Here is a 16,746-nt window from a genome sequence, read left to right as displayed (position 1 = left end):
AAACATCTATCTTAAAAAACAGCTCCCTTTTACTGGCATTAAGGAATTCTATTGATTAAAAAAGCCCGATTCTTTACAGAATCGGGCTTCTTGTTATACAATTTCACTTAAACATTTAACGAATGTTAGCAGGAGAACAGCATTTTTTTTCGTCACGTCCGCTTTCAAAACGATCATTTACACCAGGAAACTCAAGTTTCTCTGGCTTCGCAAGCTTCAGAAATAAACTCTTCTTACCAGCCACAAAAAGGATTTTGAAATCACTGGCTATTTATTTTTTCAGGACTACAAGTACTTTTTCGTATGCTTTATCTAAACGAAAATCGACTTGAGCACCATTATTTCTATTTACAAATATCTGTCGTTGTTCAACAAGTTCTTCATTCTTGTAAAATTTCAGTTGAACAGGTTTGTGTCCTTCGTAAAAAGGTATTTTAACCGCCACCGGTTGATCATTCTGTATCACATAGCCCTGTTCGGTTCGCTCGATACTTATATTAACGGCTCTGGCATAGGCAAGTATCCCCCAGTCTTTGTAATCGAACTTATACATACCCGACAAAAATAAAAATATGGGCATCTTTTCCTCGTCCAGTTGTCGAATGACAGAAAGAAGTCCCTTCTGGTAAAAGTCTTTTTCCAGTGCAATATCGTTTTGTGAAGCATTGGCAACAATCACATCCCTGGTTTTACCATCGTTATGTGTCAGTGCTATTTTTTGTGCATCAGGACTATCTTCTAACTCCGGATAATCGACGGCTAAAACAGAATTAACTTCTCCATCCATATAAGGGTTGAACACAACGGCGAAGGGATTTCGCCAGGCCTCTGCATCTCTCCTTAAAATAAGAGTTGGAATTTTCTGCCCCAACATTTCAACCGGAGCGGTCCCCTTTGATAAGGCATTGGATTTTGGCGCCTGGGCGGTAAACACAGTCTGTCCTTCAGCACCTTTTATCCATACTTTCATTAAATTATCAGACTGACCTTCACGCTTTAATGTGAACAAGGCATTCACATTTTCAGAAGTGAGCGCCGCCTTTTTATCAGTGAGATAATCGTAGGCCTTCATATCACCGTGAGCTGTTCCCAGTTCATCCGTCGCATGCAATTTGAAACGTTTACCATTACCGTCAAACAGCTCAAGCGACTGCCCCAGATTATGATAAAAATATTCATGTTTTTGATTGGACTGACTCTTTTTGCGCGATCTGAAAACATCCACGATATAACCATTTCCCTGTGGCGATTTAATCATAGCTGTTAATCGTTGCTGATCAGAAAGTGTTTTAGGTTCCACAAAAGAGACATTTACAAAAGACACTTTATCAAAAGTAACCTTAGCTTCGCCCGCAGCCGGATAATTGTTATCCAATGTAAAAGGATGATACCCGCGCATTCTGCCATAACTGGAGACTCCATCCACAACCACTGTGTTATGCGCCGGAAACTGAGAATAATATTCACGATGATCGGTATGCCAATAGCTGGGGCCTTTTGACATGTCAGGACCCAAAACATAGTTATTGGCATATAACTCCATGGATATCCCATTTACATGCGAGTGATTACCAAAAGTTCCAACCGTGGAAACCATCATAGCCTGATCAGCCTCACCCATACGTTGAATAAACAGACTCACATTGGGGGCATAAAAAGCCGGCGTTATTAATTGCTTGCTTAATTCCTTTGTTTTAGCAGCATCGGTCTCAAGTAACTGATTGGTATAAAAAAATAAATCAAAAAGATCTTTGCCCTCCCGCGTATATTCTCCCATATCTATCAATTGCTCAAGCAATCCGGTTATAACCAGCTCTTTTTCCTTCATATTATATTTTCGATAATAAGAAATTAAAAGCTCGAAGTTTTCGGGTGGAATGATGCCATGACGAGCATCCCCAAAAGCAACGGTATATCCACTTGGGAAAAGATACTGAAAGGCAGCCAGCGCAGCTTTTTCAATAACCGGGTAATTAGCCAGCTCATTGGCATTGCTCACATTATCGAGCAAAGTTAATATATGCAGTAAGGAACTGGTCACGTGTAAAGAATACGAGGAAGACTCAGGCCAGATACCTGTGTTTTGATCATAGGCCAAAACCGCTTCTTTGATAGACCATTGTCGTTCTGTTGATTGATCAAAAGTATATTTCAAATAATATTGCTGGCCTTTACCATTGGCATAATTTTCATCATCATCTAAAGCCAATGCTATATGCGTTAAATGATTGGCCTGAAAAAGGTTCCAATTATTATCAGGGATGCCATTTTTTATCATTTGATCGCCCCACTTTTGAAAAACAGCCGAAATATGATCAAAGTCTCTGTTATTCTTTAATAAATAAGGATGCAAAAAATCGTAGGTAATCGCTAAGTAATCTACGATTTTATCGTGAATTACTTCAAAAGTCGATAATCCCGAAACCCTTTGCTGATGGGAATTATCCAAATCAATGGGTGCATTTCGGTAATACATTCCTTCTATGTATGTTAAAAACAGGGGCTCAGCAAACGCCGCGTATTTTTCCTCGCCCGTTAACCAATACAAAAAAGCAGCATCTTCGGCCACACTCATTATACTTTGGTTAATTCTTTCAATGGCAAAACCCACTTTAGAAGGGTGAACCCACTCTTTTTCACCGGTTTTCTTATTTTCCAGATGCATTCCTCTTTCGTCGTCGAAATAAGGCTCCACCTCTTCGATGGAAGGCGTTCGATAATCAGTTGCCCAATCACGTGTTCCTGAAAAACGAACCGTCGGCACCGGCGCTTTTCCTGATGAATGGGAAAACTTACCGCCATGTAAAAACACCTCAGTATGTTTTGTCGTCCAATTCATCTGTAAGCGGGAAACCAACCACTCAGGTTCATCTTTACATTTCTCCAAATATTTTTCTACATTCTCTTTCTTCTTCTGTATTAACTGTTTCTTCCACTCAACATTATTGACGGACTTTAAAAAATCGGCATTACTTGTGCTCCCCGAATAGATGCGTGGGTGATTTTCATTTCCTGCACAGGCGCTACCCACTGCAAAAAACAACATGAATGCCGTCAGGACCATTATCAATCTACAACTCATATAATTTGTTTGTTTTTACCATATGAAACGAACCATGAGAGTAATCATTCATCTTTATGAGTGATCACTCTCATGCTCGCATCACATTAATGATGCACAAAAAAAGCTACTTTATTAAGCGAGGCCTTTCATTCAGCACAACAGACAATGCTAAAGGCTATGAATCTCAAAACTTCCATTTAATTTAATGTTAGTCGATGAGCTTCCAACTTTCACATTAAACTGACCAGGTTCAACCGTCCAGTTCATATTTTTATCCAACAACTGCAAATCATCAGGATGCAGAGTTATATTTACCGTCTTTGTCTCGCCCGGCAATAAACGGACCCGCTCAAAACCTCTCAGTTGCGACTCATAAGTTGTTACACTACTAACAACATCCTCAAGGTACAATTGAACGACTTCATCACCTTCAACTTCCCCGGTATTAGTTACCTTAAACGAAATATGAATATCAGCCTGAGAAAAAGCACTTACAGGACTAATTTTTAAATCGTTATATTGAAATGTTGTATAACTCAATCCATACCCAAACGGATATAAAGGTTCAGTGACGCGGGTTGTTCCATATCCGTTACCCACATCTTCGGTCTGTCCGCCATGCGAACCTTTTTTAAATGGAAAATTCAGAGGTATTTGACCGGTTGATTTTGGAAATGTAACAGATAATTTTCCCCCCGGATTATTGTCGCCAAACAAAGTTTCAGCCACCACATCACCTGCCGATGTTCCGGGAAACCAGGCTTCTAAAATAGCCGGGATATATTTATTTTCCCAATTAATAGTTAAAGGCTGTCCGTTAATTAAAACAAGAACAACCGGTTTTCCGGTCGCATAGAGCGCCTTCACCAGTTGCAATTGCCGGCCGGGTAACTGAAGTGAAGTACGCGATTTACTTTCACCAACTCTCTTCTCATCCTCACCTACAACGGCTATAATGACATCTGATTTTTTTGCTTGCTCAACGGCTTCGTCAATACCAGCTTGCTCCTCCTCAGTTAAAGGCACATCCATCAATTCACTTTCGGGCCAGCTCGCATCCATCACGTCACAACCTTTTACGTAATTCACATTGAACTTACCTTCGCCATAATCTTTAATTCCTTTATAAACCGACACAGACGTATTATCGGCCGGGCCATACCGGCTAAAAGTATAACCGGTTGCATCGGCCAAAGGACCGACAACCAACAAATCCTCAATTTTATTGACATCAAGAGGTAAAAGATTATTTTCATTTTTCAATAAAACCATCGACTCTCTGGTGATCTGCCGTGAAAAAGCTTCATTTTCGTCGGTATGAACAATCTTGTTGGCCAACTGGGGATCACTGACAAAAGGATTGTCAAACAAACCCAGTCTCATTTTTACTCGCAATACATCAGCCACACGCGCATCAATGGTTTGCATCGAAATACGCCCTTCCTTAATCAACTCACGCAAAGGTTCAATATATGATTCCGGCGTTCTAAAGGTAGTGCGAACATTCAATCCGGCTTCAACTGCTTGCCGCACGGCATCACTATAATCCGTCGCAACAGCATGCTTATCAAACAAATATTCAACCGCTTCGCTATCAGATACCACATACCCTTCAAATCCAAATTGCTGTCGTAACAACTCGGTCAGGAAGTAATAACTGCCCGTTATCGGCACGCCGTCATAATCGTTGTAACTACTCATGACTCCCATAGGCTTAGCCTCTTCAATGACCTTTTTAAAGGGATAAAGATACAGTTGGTGCATTTCGCGTGGCGCAACATGCGGATCAGTTCGCGCCTGGCCATCACGGGCCCCTTTAGGCACACTATACACCGCAAAATGCTTAACGGTGGATGCGACGCCCTCCGATTGCAAACCTTTAGTCATCGCCACCCCCAATTCACCGATATGAAACGGATCTTCACCATAACACTCAACAACCCGTCCCCAACGAGGATCACTGGCAACGTCAAGTATTGGAGCATAAATATTGGTATATCCTAAAACTTTGGCCTCGCGTCCAACAATTTGACCCGCCTGATAAACCAACTCTTTATTCCAGGTAGCCCCAATTCCAATGGGAGCCGGCAAAGGAGTGGCTCTTTTGTGACACAATCCATGCACCCCTTCATTGGTAAAATCGACCGGAATACCCATCCGTGTTTCTTCAATAAACCATTTTTGAACAACATTTATGGCCTCGGCATGATTGCTATACGGATAAGCATATTTGGTGTAGGTATATGGCCGGTTTTGTATCGTATTCAAGTGTTCATCAATATTTGCAATACCATCTTTCCACACTCTGCTTTTCCATTTCTCATTGGGCAATTCATCTTCCAAAACCCGTGAAAAACCATAAAGTGTAGCCATCTGACAGGTTTTTTCTTCCATCGTCATTTGCGATAAAAGATCGGCAACACGTACGTCAACACTCTGAGTCGGATCTTCAAATAAATCCTTCTCTCCATTTTTATTGAAATCAATCCATCCTTTGTGATAGATTTTGTGTTCATCTTTCCGCCCTGCCGACGTCAATAATATCAAGCACAAAGCAGATAGAATAACTTTGTAAATTTTCATTCGGAATAAATTCATAGTATTTGTTTTTAGCTAACTGTTCTCTATTGGATTACAAAAACCGCCTCTTCATGAAGCCATTCATTTACTCAACATCAAACAAAATGATTTCTCGACCAATCAACAATATAATGCAATCTGATTTATCATTTTTTACCATATATAAACAAAACTACACCATTTAGACTTCCAAACAATGCATTTTTGTACCATTTGCATGGATAAACGATTCAATTCAGAGTGGATGCTTCACAGTCAAAAAATTAAGTTATAAATTTGAGATCAAGGCTTTACAGCTATAAAAGCCATAGAGCAACACAAACAACAGCGCCAATCACTGCCATTTTTAAAACTACAGCGATCAAAGCGATTAGCCAGGCAGATATCAACATCGAATAAAACAATTTGATAGAAGCCAAAAAATATCAGGGTGACTTTCGGTTGCAAACAGCCGTGAAAAATGTAGAAAAATAGAAATTGAATACCGACAGAGAATTTTCTATTGCGCTTTATAAATCAAAAAAGCACTTAAACCAAATGATTTAAGTGCTTTTTTAAAAGTGCCCAGAACAGGACTCGAACCTGCACGTACTTGCGTACACTAGTCCCTGAAACTAGCGCGTCTACCAATTTCGCCATCTGGGCAGACATTAATATTTTCAGCGGTGCAAATATAGGAAGTTATCCTTTTGTAACAATAATTATCGGCAAAAAAAAAGAATGTTTTTTAAGCGCCGGCGTACCACTCCTCCACTATTAATTGATTTACACCCGTCAAAAAAATGTCTAACGCCGTTCCAGCAATACCACATTTTCAACATGGTGCGTATGTGGAAACATATCAACGGGCTGTACTTTAGCCACCGTATAACGAATGTCGAGCAAATTAAGATCACGGGCCTGAGTGGCCGAATTACAACTCACATAAACAATCCGTTCGGGCGCCGCATTCAATATAGATTGAACCACATCGGCATGCATCCCGGCACGCGGCGGATCGGTAATAATAACATCGGGATGACCATATTTATCAAACAATTCGGCCGTTAGCAAGTCTTTCATATCACCCGCCATAAAAGTAGTGTTGTCAATTTTATTAATTTCGGCATTCACAACGGCATCTTCAATGGCTTCCGGAACATATTCAATTCCGATTACTTTTTTGGCCTGATGTGCCAAAAAGTTAGCAATGGTTCCCGTTCCGGTGTAGAGATCATAAACGGTTTCGTCACCTGTCAGGCCTGCAAAATCACGGGCAACCCGATACAGATTCAGTGCCTGTTCCGAATTGGTTTGGAAAAAAGATTTAGGCCCTATTTTAAAGGTCAGATCTTCCATCACCTCAAAAATATGATCACGGCCGGCAAACAATTCAATGGGCAAGTCGGTAATTGTATCGTTGGCTTTACCATTAATAACGTACATCCACGATGTTACCTGCGGGAATTTCTCAATCAGATGGTTCAGCAAAGCTTCACGCGCAACCTCATCGTCCTCATAAAAAGAGAGAACAACCATGACTTCGCCAGTGGTGGCGGTGCGAATCATCAGTGTGCGCAGCAGACCGCCCCTATTCCTCAAATCAAAAAAAGTGAGACCATGGGCTTCGGCATATTCTTTTATGTCCAACCGAATACTGTTGGAAGGTTCGGGTTGCAGATGACACTGTTTGATATCCACCACCTTGTCGAACATACCGGGAATGTGAAAACCCAGACCATTGTTGTCGGTTATTACTTCATCGGAGGCCATTTCATCCTGCGTTAACCAACGTTTATTTGAAAAGGTAAACTCCAGTTTATTACGATAAAACGTTTCGGACGGCGACCCCAGGATGGGCATTATTTCGGGCAGCTGCACCTTCCCTATCCTTGTTAAATTGTTAAATACTTCGCGTTGCTTAAAAGCCAGCTGTTCTTTATACGGCAATTGCTGCCATTTGCAGCCACCACACACGCCAAAATGCTCGCAAAAAGGCTCTATTCGTAACTTTGAATAACTATGAAAAAGGATCGGAAACCCTTCATAATAATTACGTCGTTTTTTGGTCACCTGCACATCCACCACATCGCCAGGAATGGTTTGCGTGACAAAAACCACCTTATCGTTAACTTTCCCCAAAGATTTTCCTTCAGCGGCTATATCTGTAATCTCGAGCCCTTCGAGCACCGGTTTGTTTTTTCTGGATCTTCCCACAACAAAATTATTTTGCGCCAAAGATATTAAATAATTGGTCGGTTAAAACCTTCGGCATTTAGTTTCTGTAATATATCGTCTTTGCAAGGAAAAGCCACATACTGCGTTATTCTCGTTTTTGAAACAGTCATTTACAATTAGCAAACGCACTGGTTTCAAAAGCCTTGTCCTCGACGTTTTATTATCAAAGCCCCGAAATAAGACTTTTCCCGCCGGCACTTTATAAGTGATCACGGCAGTTCTTTGGTCACGGTTAATTATTGTAAATTATTTACGATGAAGAATCGACGTCAACGCTTAAAGAAAAAAGATTTGAAAGTCGGGAATTAAAAAAATAAAATTTGGTACGATCGACTGTTTATCTCAAATGGATTCAGCTTAATAGATGTAAGTATCTGTGCGAGTTTTTTTTGTATTCGTAAAAAAAATTACGCGAATACTTTATAAATAATAATAACTTTATGAGTGCGTTGGGCATCATACATGAAACCATTTGCTAAAATTGAAAAGAATGAAACTTAATTTTATACAACCATACATTTCAATAACAAAATTTGACTCGATTGAGCTAAATGATTTTTCAATTATAACAGGAAAAAATGGCTCAGGTAAGACTCATTTGTTGAATGCAGTAAAAAAAGGTAATGTTGGAATTGAAGGAGTTGATAAGTCTGAAATTGTGTATTATAACTACAATGACTTCACAGTTTTTACTGGTAATTTGCAGCAGAACCCTCAGTTTCAAAATCGATTAAATGAATGGAATACAGAAAAGCAGCAATACTTTAATAAGATTCAGCAGTTTAAAAATAAAGCCAACCAATTTAGTGTACAGACAAACAACTCACTAGACCAACATTTATATAATTTAATGCAAAAACCTGGTTTTAGTTTTGAGCAGCATTTTAATAATATAAAGGACTTTGAATTAATTGATGAATGTAAAAAAGAGCAAAATATCCCTAATGCTATTAGAGTAAAGCAACAGTTATTTACTCCTAAATTCTTTCAATTTGCATATCAATATCTAAACAATGCTAAAGGTAGTGTAAATGACATAAGTTATGACAACTTAAAAATAAGATACACTCAATTAAAAGAATCTCTAGTTAACCAATTAATCTTCAATTTTAATAATCAACCTAATTTTAATTTCGAACAATGTTTTGGCAATAAAAGGGATTTTGAATTGCTTGTACAGTTTAAAGATGAACAAAATATTTCCAATGCTATTCAGGCAAAACAACAGTTATTTACTCCTCAGTTTTTTCAGTTTGCACATCAATACTTAAATGGCAGTAAAGGCAGAATTGAAGATTTTACATATGACAAACTAAAACTGAAGTTTAATGAAATAGAAAACACTTGTGACGAGTACTTATCTGATGAAGATGAGGGTTTGTTTAAGTTTCTAAAGAATACAGTCCAAGGTAAAAGTATTTTTAGTCTTAACAACAATGACTTTGAGTCTCCCAACCTTTTTCTTGAAGACATAGCTAATGAGGAAAAAGAATATCAATTAAAGAAGACTCAGAATAGCTTAAATAAAATTCAAGCTACAGAATATGGTCAAAACCTTGCATTTTTAAGTGCAGAGAAATTTATAGAAAAGCATGGTTTATCTCCTGTTGAACAAATAAACAATGTATTAACTGAGTATGATTGTAATGGATACTTTTTGCATACTGCACCAAATCAGCAATTTCTAGGAGTTGATAAAAAGAACATAAAAGTTCAAATTACTTTAATACATAAAGAAAAAGGATATACTACTACATTTGAACAACTTTCATCAGGAGAAAAAACACTAATTGCGTTATCCTTACTGATATATAAGACAAGAAAAAACAAAATTACTCCAAGGGTTTTATTATTAGATGAAGTTGATTCATCACTTCACCCTTCTATGATAAGTAGACTGCTCAATGTATTAGAGAATTTATTTATTAAAGAGCAGGGATTTAGGGTTATAATGGCAACACATTCACCTACTACAGTGGCATTAAGTCCTGAAGAATCAATTTACATCATTGAGAAGAATGGAGAACAGAAAATCAAGAAAGAAATAAAGTCAAATGCCATAAATATTCTAACTGAAGGTATAGCAACAATATCACATGAGGATAGTAGTACAAGTATTAATTATAATATTGGAAATACTGATTTACCTGTTCTATTTACAGAAGGTATAACTGACAAAATTATACTAGAAACAGCTTGGAAAAAGCTATTTGAAACAGCGATGCCTTTTTTTATACAAGACTGCTTTGACGCTTCTTTTTTAGGTAATCTCTTTAGGAGAGCGGAAGATGCACAAGACGGAATTTTTTCGAATTATCCAGAGAAAACATTTATTGCCCTGTTTGATTTTGACCAAGAGGGATATAATGTGTGGAATGGATTAAAGAAAAAATATTTGATTTGTGAAGAAAATCCCAAAAAGGCATTAACAATCAAGCATAAAACAAAAAGTGCATATGCGATTCTATTGCCTGTTCCTGAAAATGAAAGCATAATTAAGCAGGTGATAAAATCAGGTAATGATACCTTTAAAAATGAATCTATTCTCTCTATTGAATTATTGTTCTATGGTCTAGAATCATTGAATCATTATTTTAAAAAAGAGCAAATAAAAGGTGGTGGTGAGATAGTTCTATTTAAAGGCAAAAAAAGAGATTTTGCACTTAATTTAAATGACTTAAATAATAATGACTTCATAAGTGTAAAGCCATTATTTGAAAAAATAAATGAAATATTAAGTACGAATGCACAACAATAAATATGCGTAATGCGGGGCGATTTAATAAATTCGAATTTTAAAGCATTTAATAAACAACGTAGCGGTTTGATAGTGAAGTGCCTTGAAATCCCGCACTACGCAAATCCGAGCCGTTAGCAAATATAAAAAAACAGAATCATGCCTAAATGTAAGCTTTGTAATGAAGAAAAACCTTTGATTAAGAAGTCTCATATTATTCCAAACTTCATGTATAAAGACTTATATGACGAAAACCACAGAATTCGAAAATTTGATGCAATTGAAAAATCAAAGGGAATTGATAAAGTATCAAAACCTCCAACTGGAGAATATGAAGGTGGAATTCTTTGTAAAGAATGTGATAATGAAAAGATAGGGCAATTTGAGAGCTATTTATCAAAAATCCTTACGAATCCGAACATCCCAGAAGACCAAAAACCAAAATGTGAAAAAATTACAAACGATACAGGCGTTGAGTTTACAAGAGTGACTAATATTGACTATAAATCAGTGAAACTTGCTTTACTTTCAATACTATGGAGAGCAAGTATTTCAAATAGACCAATGTTTAATGAAGTAGATTTAGGACCACTAGGAGAAAAAATCAGAAAGATGATTGATTCTGAGACACCATCTAACGACAAGGATATATCGATAGTTGTAATGTCATGGCATAATGATGATAAGACCGCCAAAGATATAATTGCACAACCTAGACGACATAAAAAAGATGGAAAGACACATTATTCTTTTATAATAGGTGGATATATTGTAATCTTTTATATTTCGGATAATTCTATACGAAAAGAAGTGGAACCTTTTAGATTACAATCAGATGATTCATTATCAATAATTCACTTGCCTAAAGGAAAGGGAATGGAGTTTTTAGTTGATTATTCAGGTGCAGGAAAGAAATAGAAAATTACGGTTGCTAATCGAGCAGACTGCCGCCAGTCTAAAAGCCTAACGCAAAGCCTCTCACACCACCGTAAATACGCGAGCTCTGCTCCCACCTTTCGTTCAAAATATTCACAGGATATTTTTCACTCTGTTGCATATATGGCGGTTCGTACCTTGATGGGTTAAACGACAAATGAAGTTCCGGCATAGATATGTAACCGCGTCTCTTTAGTCTTGAAATAGTGATAGTTGTTCCTAAAACAGGACTTTGAGCAATTGGCCATCCCCCTTTCCGGGAACGACTAATGATGTGGTTACTTACCCATACAATTATGCCTCTTATTCCGTTCCTGCTGGTCAGTTCAGACTTTTGAAGGCTCGCTTACTTCACTGCATGAATCACTCCAAACCAGCTTGCGACTTACTAATGTTTACCGGTGTTAACCAGGCACATAAGAGACTTTCACTCTCTGAACTTTCTCTCTAATTATAGAGAGAATTTGTTTATATTTACCATTCAAGGCACACACTGGCGGTAATACGCAATGCGGGGGATGGTGTAAGTTCGAAAGTGAGTACAGCTAATAACCATTTCAACAGTTTGATAGGATTGTGCTTCGAAATCCCCGCAAAGCGCATACCGCGTAAACGTTGCCGTTTATTGCAAGAGAGAAGATTTCACGCTTAAAGCTCATTTTTTCTATCTTTGAATAAAATGATGAAAAATGGCAGAAAATCAAAATATTGAATGGAAAGAATCGTGGAGAGACGAGTATCTAAAATGGATATGTGGATTTGCTAACGCCAAGGGTGGTTCAATAATTATCGGAAAAGATGATAAGGGAAAAATAATTGGTATAAAGAATGCGAAAAGACTACTTGAAGATATTCCCAATAAAGTCAAAGATGTTTTAGGTATAATCGTCGATGTAAATTTATACGAAACCGAAAATGGTGAATATTTAGAAATCAGAGTTGAGGCACATCCCTATCCAGTAAATTACAAAGGACAATATCACTATCGAAGCGGAAGTACAAAACAAGAGTTGAAAGGCAATGCTTTGGACAAATTCTTGTTACAGAAAAAAGGGATACGTTGGGATGGGGTTCCAATTCCAAATGTTTCAATAGAAGATTTAAAATCAGACACTTTTGACCATTTTCGCAAAAAAGCTGTTAAAGCACAAAGGATTGAAGAGGATGTGCTTACAGACACAAACGACCATTTACTTGAAAATCTGCAATTAGTTGAGAATAAATATTTGAAAAGAGCTGCACTGTTGCTTTTTCATCCAAATCCTGAAAAATTTGTTACCGGTGCATACATAAAAATTGGTTTCTTCCAATCTGATGATGAACTGAAATTTCAAGATGAAGCACATGGAAATTTATTTGAACAAATTGAAAAAACCATGGACTTGCTATTTGCAAAATATATTCACTCTTCAATAAGTTATGATGGATTAAACAGAGTTGAAAAATACGATTATCCTAAAGAAGCCATAAGAGAAGCATTATTAAATGCGGTTTCTCATAAAGATTATTCCGAGGGAACACCAATACAAATAAGTGTTTATCAAAACAAAATAATTTTCTGGAATGATGCCCAATTGCCAGAGAATTGGTCGGTTGAGAAACTATTAACAAAGCATCCATCTAAACCATACAATCCTGATATTGCAAACACCCTGTTCAGAAGTGGATACATTGAAGCATGGGGACGCGGAACCATCAAAATGATTAATGATTGTGTTAGATTTGGCATCCCTTCGCCGAAATATTTTTATGAAATGTCAGGTTTTTGGGTTGAATTCACGAAAGATAAACTTAGTGAAGAGTACTTAGAATCACTTGATTTGAATGACAGACAGCGAAGAGCAATTGATTTTCTAAAGAATAAGAAACGAATAACCAATCGTGAATATCAATCAAACTTCAATGTTTCCAGAAATACAGCCAGTAGAGATTTATCCGAACTGGTTGAAAAAGGCTTAATAAAAGCATCTGACGCGAAAGGAGCAGGTTCATTTTATGAAATTTGAATTGCACCATAATTGCACCAATTGCACCATGGAAAATAATTGATAGATTGAAAAAAGCAACAAAACAGCAATCGAGCACGAACGCATAATCGAGCAGACTGCCGCCAGGCTAAAAGCCAAACGGAAAGCATCTCACACAACCGTACGTACGCAAGCTCTGCTCCCACCTTTCGTTCAAAATATTCACAGGATATTTTTCACTCTGTTGCATATATGGCGGTTCGTACCTTGATGGGTTAAGCGACACATGAAGTTCCGGCATAGATAGGTAACCGCGTCTCGTTAGTCTTGAAATAGTGATAGTTGTTCCTAAAACAGGACTTTGAGCAATTGGCCATCCCCCTTTCCGGGAACGACTAATGATGTGGTTACTTACCCATACAATTATGCCTCTTTTTCCGTTCCTGTTCGTCAGTTCAGACTTTTGCAGGTTCGCTTATTTCACTGCATGAATCACTCCAAACCAGCTTGCGACTTACTAATGTTTCCCGGTGTTAACCAGGCACATAAGAGACTTGCACTCTCCAGACTTTCTCACAATAAAATGTGAAAATTTGTTTATATTTACCATTCAAGGCACACACAATGTATATACAAAACAGGCGAAACAGTAGTAATTTCAACGGTTTGATAAGTTTAAAGCCCGCAATCGCCTACTTTGCATATACTAAACGTTAGGGGCAACCATGAAAAACCACTACATTATCAAAAATAGACATTAAAATGATTACAGTAATAGAGGATAGAAAACAGATTGCTAAATTTCATGAGAGATTTCAGTCTCGGTTAAATGACTTTTTTACAGAAAAAATTGATTGTATAGTAGGTTTTCCAGGCGGTAGTTTTTCTGATACAGTACGATACTCAAATGAATTAAACATATGGACTTCCACCGAAATCATTAACAATAAATATTGGAATGGATTTGGTATTGGACGTCCTTTTGAAGGAAGAGGAAATTCATTAAATGGAGAAATAAATTTTCCAATTACTGGTATTAATAGAAGTATTGCAGGTGCATTTGCAAAACAAGACAGTGGAGAAATAATTGTACTTCACAGAGGTAAAATTGGTGGAGGGAAAAAAGGAATTGGAAAAAACTTCTTTATAAATAACTATCGTGGTGATTTTGTTTCTGTAATCGATGGAGATAGAGAAACTGAATTTTGTTTAATTGGCGAATTAGAATCTAATCACTTTCCCAGACAAGTATCAAATTTTATATCGGAAATTCATAGGGTTAAAAACTTACACAATTCAGATAAACTAGATGATTTTAGTGTTTTTTTTGATTTTAATTATACAAATGAAAAATCTGGGACTTCAGTTACTGAAAGAACGGAACCGATTGTAATTGAACGGACTCATGGAATTGTTGTAAATTCTCTTGCATCTATGCTTGAACGTTCTGGATTAAAAATAGGTAATGATAGAAACCGAGATTTGTTTACATATAATGAAGGAAAAGTAAATAGACTATTTGAAATAAAAACAAATTCATCAACTCAAAGTCTTTATTCTGCAATTGGACAACTGTTAATATATAGTATTCCAGTAAGGAATAATCTTGATCTGATTGCTGTATTACCAGATAAATTGAATAAAATTGTGGAGAATCGTTTTGAAAAATTGGGCATTAAAATTTTATATTATGATTGGATTGATAATAAACCTGACTTTATAAATTTAAACGAGATAATAGAAATGGCAGCCCCTAATAAATAGGACTCTGAGCGGTCGGCACGCACTAGTCCCGAGGATCGGGAACCCAGTCCCGAGGCCTCGGGATTGAACTACATCCCGGCCAAATTATATGGTAATTAACGACGGTTTTTGTATCGTGGAAAGAGGGATTTTAAGAAGACTGGTTTTTACATCAATCGGTTCTTTTTTGATGATGATAATAAAATATAGCAAAAAAGGATATATATTCGTTATATCAGGGAGTTACGAAGATAAATGCATTAACCTATAATATTCATAACGTCAATAGTCTTTTTAAACCATAAATGGTAATAGCGGTGTAAAGACGTTGTGTGTAATTTAAAGAAACAGACTACCTAAAATTAGAATAATGTGAATAAATCATTTGAAAAGGAATTTGATTGGAGACAATATTTCATTATAAGTGAAAATGTAATTCGTCAAAAAGAGCATTCTGAAATTGAATTTAAAGAAAGTTTCCAAAGTCCTAAACATAAGGATAAAAAACTCCATAAATGGATTGCAAGTTTTGCAAATGCAAATGGAGGATTAATTCTTTATGGTGTTAAAAATAATGGAGAGTTAATAGGCTTGCAAAATAATAGGTTGCGTGATTTTGACAATAAAGATTTATCTCAAGAATTGCTTGACTATTTTGCGCCTGAGATAAAATTCGAACTATTTATTAAAGAGGTAGAAGGTATTGATTTAGGGTTCTTATACGTTTATAAAAATAATGACAAACCCGTGGTTGCGATTAAAGCAGCAAGCGATACAATCCATGAGAGTGACATATTCTATCGATATCCAGGACAAAGTCGCCGTATTTCATATGGTGATTTGAGAAACATTATTGAAGAAAAATATAATCGTTTAAATGAACGATGGTTAAAACTAATGAATAATGTTGCAACAATTGGAGTTGAAAATGTCGGACTACTGAACATAGAGAATGGTGAACTTATGGGAAGTGGCAATAAGCTATTGATTCCCGAGGAATTATTAGAGAAATTAACTTTCATAAATGAAGGTAGTTTCGTAGAGAAAGATGGAGCACCTGCGTTAAAATTGATTGGAGATGTTTTGCCAATTGATAGTAATAAAGTGATTCAGCTCATTGAAAAAAAATATCAGATTATTACTCATTTTGAGTTATATAAGTCATTTATTGAACAAGATTTGGATATTGAATCAGCAAAAGAATTCTTTAGAAAAGTAGCTTATGAGAACACCGTTTATTACCCAATCTATTACTATTTAGTAACTTCAAAATTGAATCTAGCAAGTGTTGAAAAGCTGTTGTTAAAAGAAAAAGGGCCTAAGGTTAGTAACTTAAAGGCAAGACTTTCTAAGGAAAGGAATGATTATTTTAGGTTTGAAAGTATCCACCCCATTGCGTGCATATTTCATAATTAGATGATCGGAAATATTTTTGCATCAAAAAAAACATGAGCAAGAAAGAAAAAATGTTTGCAATGGTAGAACAATGGCGTGAATCAGGT

At 36.7% G+C, this 16,746-nt stretch carries 8 protein-coding genes and 1 tRNA gene; 5 read left to right on the top strand and 4 right to left on the bottom strand.

Annotated features, from left to right (window positions below; genetic code table 11):
• Nucleotides 1-271 precede the first annotated feature (271 nt).
• The 4 genes from ACT3CD_RS11615 to rlmD all read right to left on the bottom strand — a co-directional run bounded on the left by ACT3CD_RS11615 (nucleotide 272) and on the right by rlmD (nucleotide 7,840).
• Entirely contained in the window at nucleotides 272-3,082 is a 2,811-nt protein-coding gene (locus ACT3CD_RS11615) for a heparinase II/III domain-containing protein (protein WP_444645798.1), read from the bottom strand.
• Nucleotides 3,083-3,232: 150 nt separating this feature from the next.
• Nucleotides 3,233-5,647, bottom strand: a complete 2,415-nt coding sequence (locus ACT3CD_RS11610) for a glycoside hydrolase family 3 N-terminal domain-containing protein (protein ID WP_444645797.1) — start codon at nucleotides 5,645-5,647, stop codon at nucleotides 3,233-3,235.
• Between the two features lie 558 nt (nucleotides 5,648-6,205).
• Nucleotides 6,206-6,289, bottom strand: a tRNA-Leu gene (locus ACT3CD_RS11605).
• A gap of 141 nt (nucleotides 6,290-6,430) precedes the next feature.
• Nucleotides 6,431-7,840 carry a 23S rRNA (uracil(1939)-C(5))-methyltransferase RlmD gene (gene rlmD / locus ACT3CD_RS11600; protein WP_444645796.1) on the bottom strand — a complete coding sequence of 470 codons (1,410 nt, stop codon included), beginning with the start codon at nucleotides 7,838-7,840 and terminating at the stop codon, nucleotides 6,431-6,433.
• Nucleotides 7,841-8,351: 511 nt separating this feature from the next.
• On the opposite strand from rlmD, the gene ACT3CD_RS11595 reads away from it, so the two are divergent.
• The 5 genes from ACT3CD_RS11595 to ACT3CD_RS11575 all read left to right on the top strand — a co-directional run bounded on the left by ACT3CD_RS11595 (nucleotide 8,352) and on the right by ACT3CD_RS11575 (nucleotide 16,660).
• On the top strand, nucleotides 8,352-10,619 hold the full coding sequence (locus ACT3CD_RS11595) for an AAA family ATPase (RefSeq protein ID WP_444645795.1): 2,268 nt from the start codon (nucleotides 8,352-8,354) through the stop codon (nucleotides 10,617-10,619).
• Nucleotides 10,620-10,757: 138 nt separating this feature from the next.
• Nucleotides 10,758-11,516, top strand: a complete 759-nt coding sequence (locus ACT3CD_RS11590; protein ID WP_444645794.1) for a hypothetical protein — start codon at nucleotides 10,758-10,760, stop codon at nucleotides 11,514-11,516.
• A 707-nt stretch (nucleotides 11,517-12,223) separates the two neighbouring features.
• Entirely contained in the window at nucleotides 12,224-13,540 is a 1,317-nt protein-coding gene (locus tag ACT3CD_RS11585; protein WP_444645793.1) for an RNA-binding domain-containing protein, read from the top strand.
• Between the two features lie 723 nt (nucleotides 13,541-14,263).
• Nucleotides 14,264-15,265 (top strand): hypothetical protein, encoded by a 1,002-nt coding sequence (locus ACT3CD_RS11580; protein WP_444645792.1) that lies wholly within the window; start codon nucleotides 14,264-14,266, stop codon nucleotides 15,263-15,265.
• Between the two features lie 351 nt (nucleotides 15,266-15,616).
• Nucleotides 15,617-16,660, top strand: coding sequence for an AlbA family DNA-binding domain-containing protein (locus ACT3CD_RS11575; protein ID WP_444645791.1), 1,044 nt, complete (start codon nucleotides 15,617-15,619; stop codon nucleotides 16,658-16,660).
• The last annotated feature ends 86 nt before the right edge of the window (nucleotides 16,661-16,746 follow it).

The sequence above is a fragment of the Geofilum sp. OHC36d9 genome, from assembly GCF_052400685.1.
Taxonomy (GTDB): domain Bacteria; phylum Bacteroidota; class Bacteroidia; order Bacteroidales; family Marinilabiliaceae; genus CAZHHH01.
The sequence above is the reverse complement of the archived record's forward strand: the minus strand, read 5'-3'. Positions and strand labels throughout refer to the sequence as shown.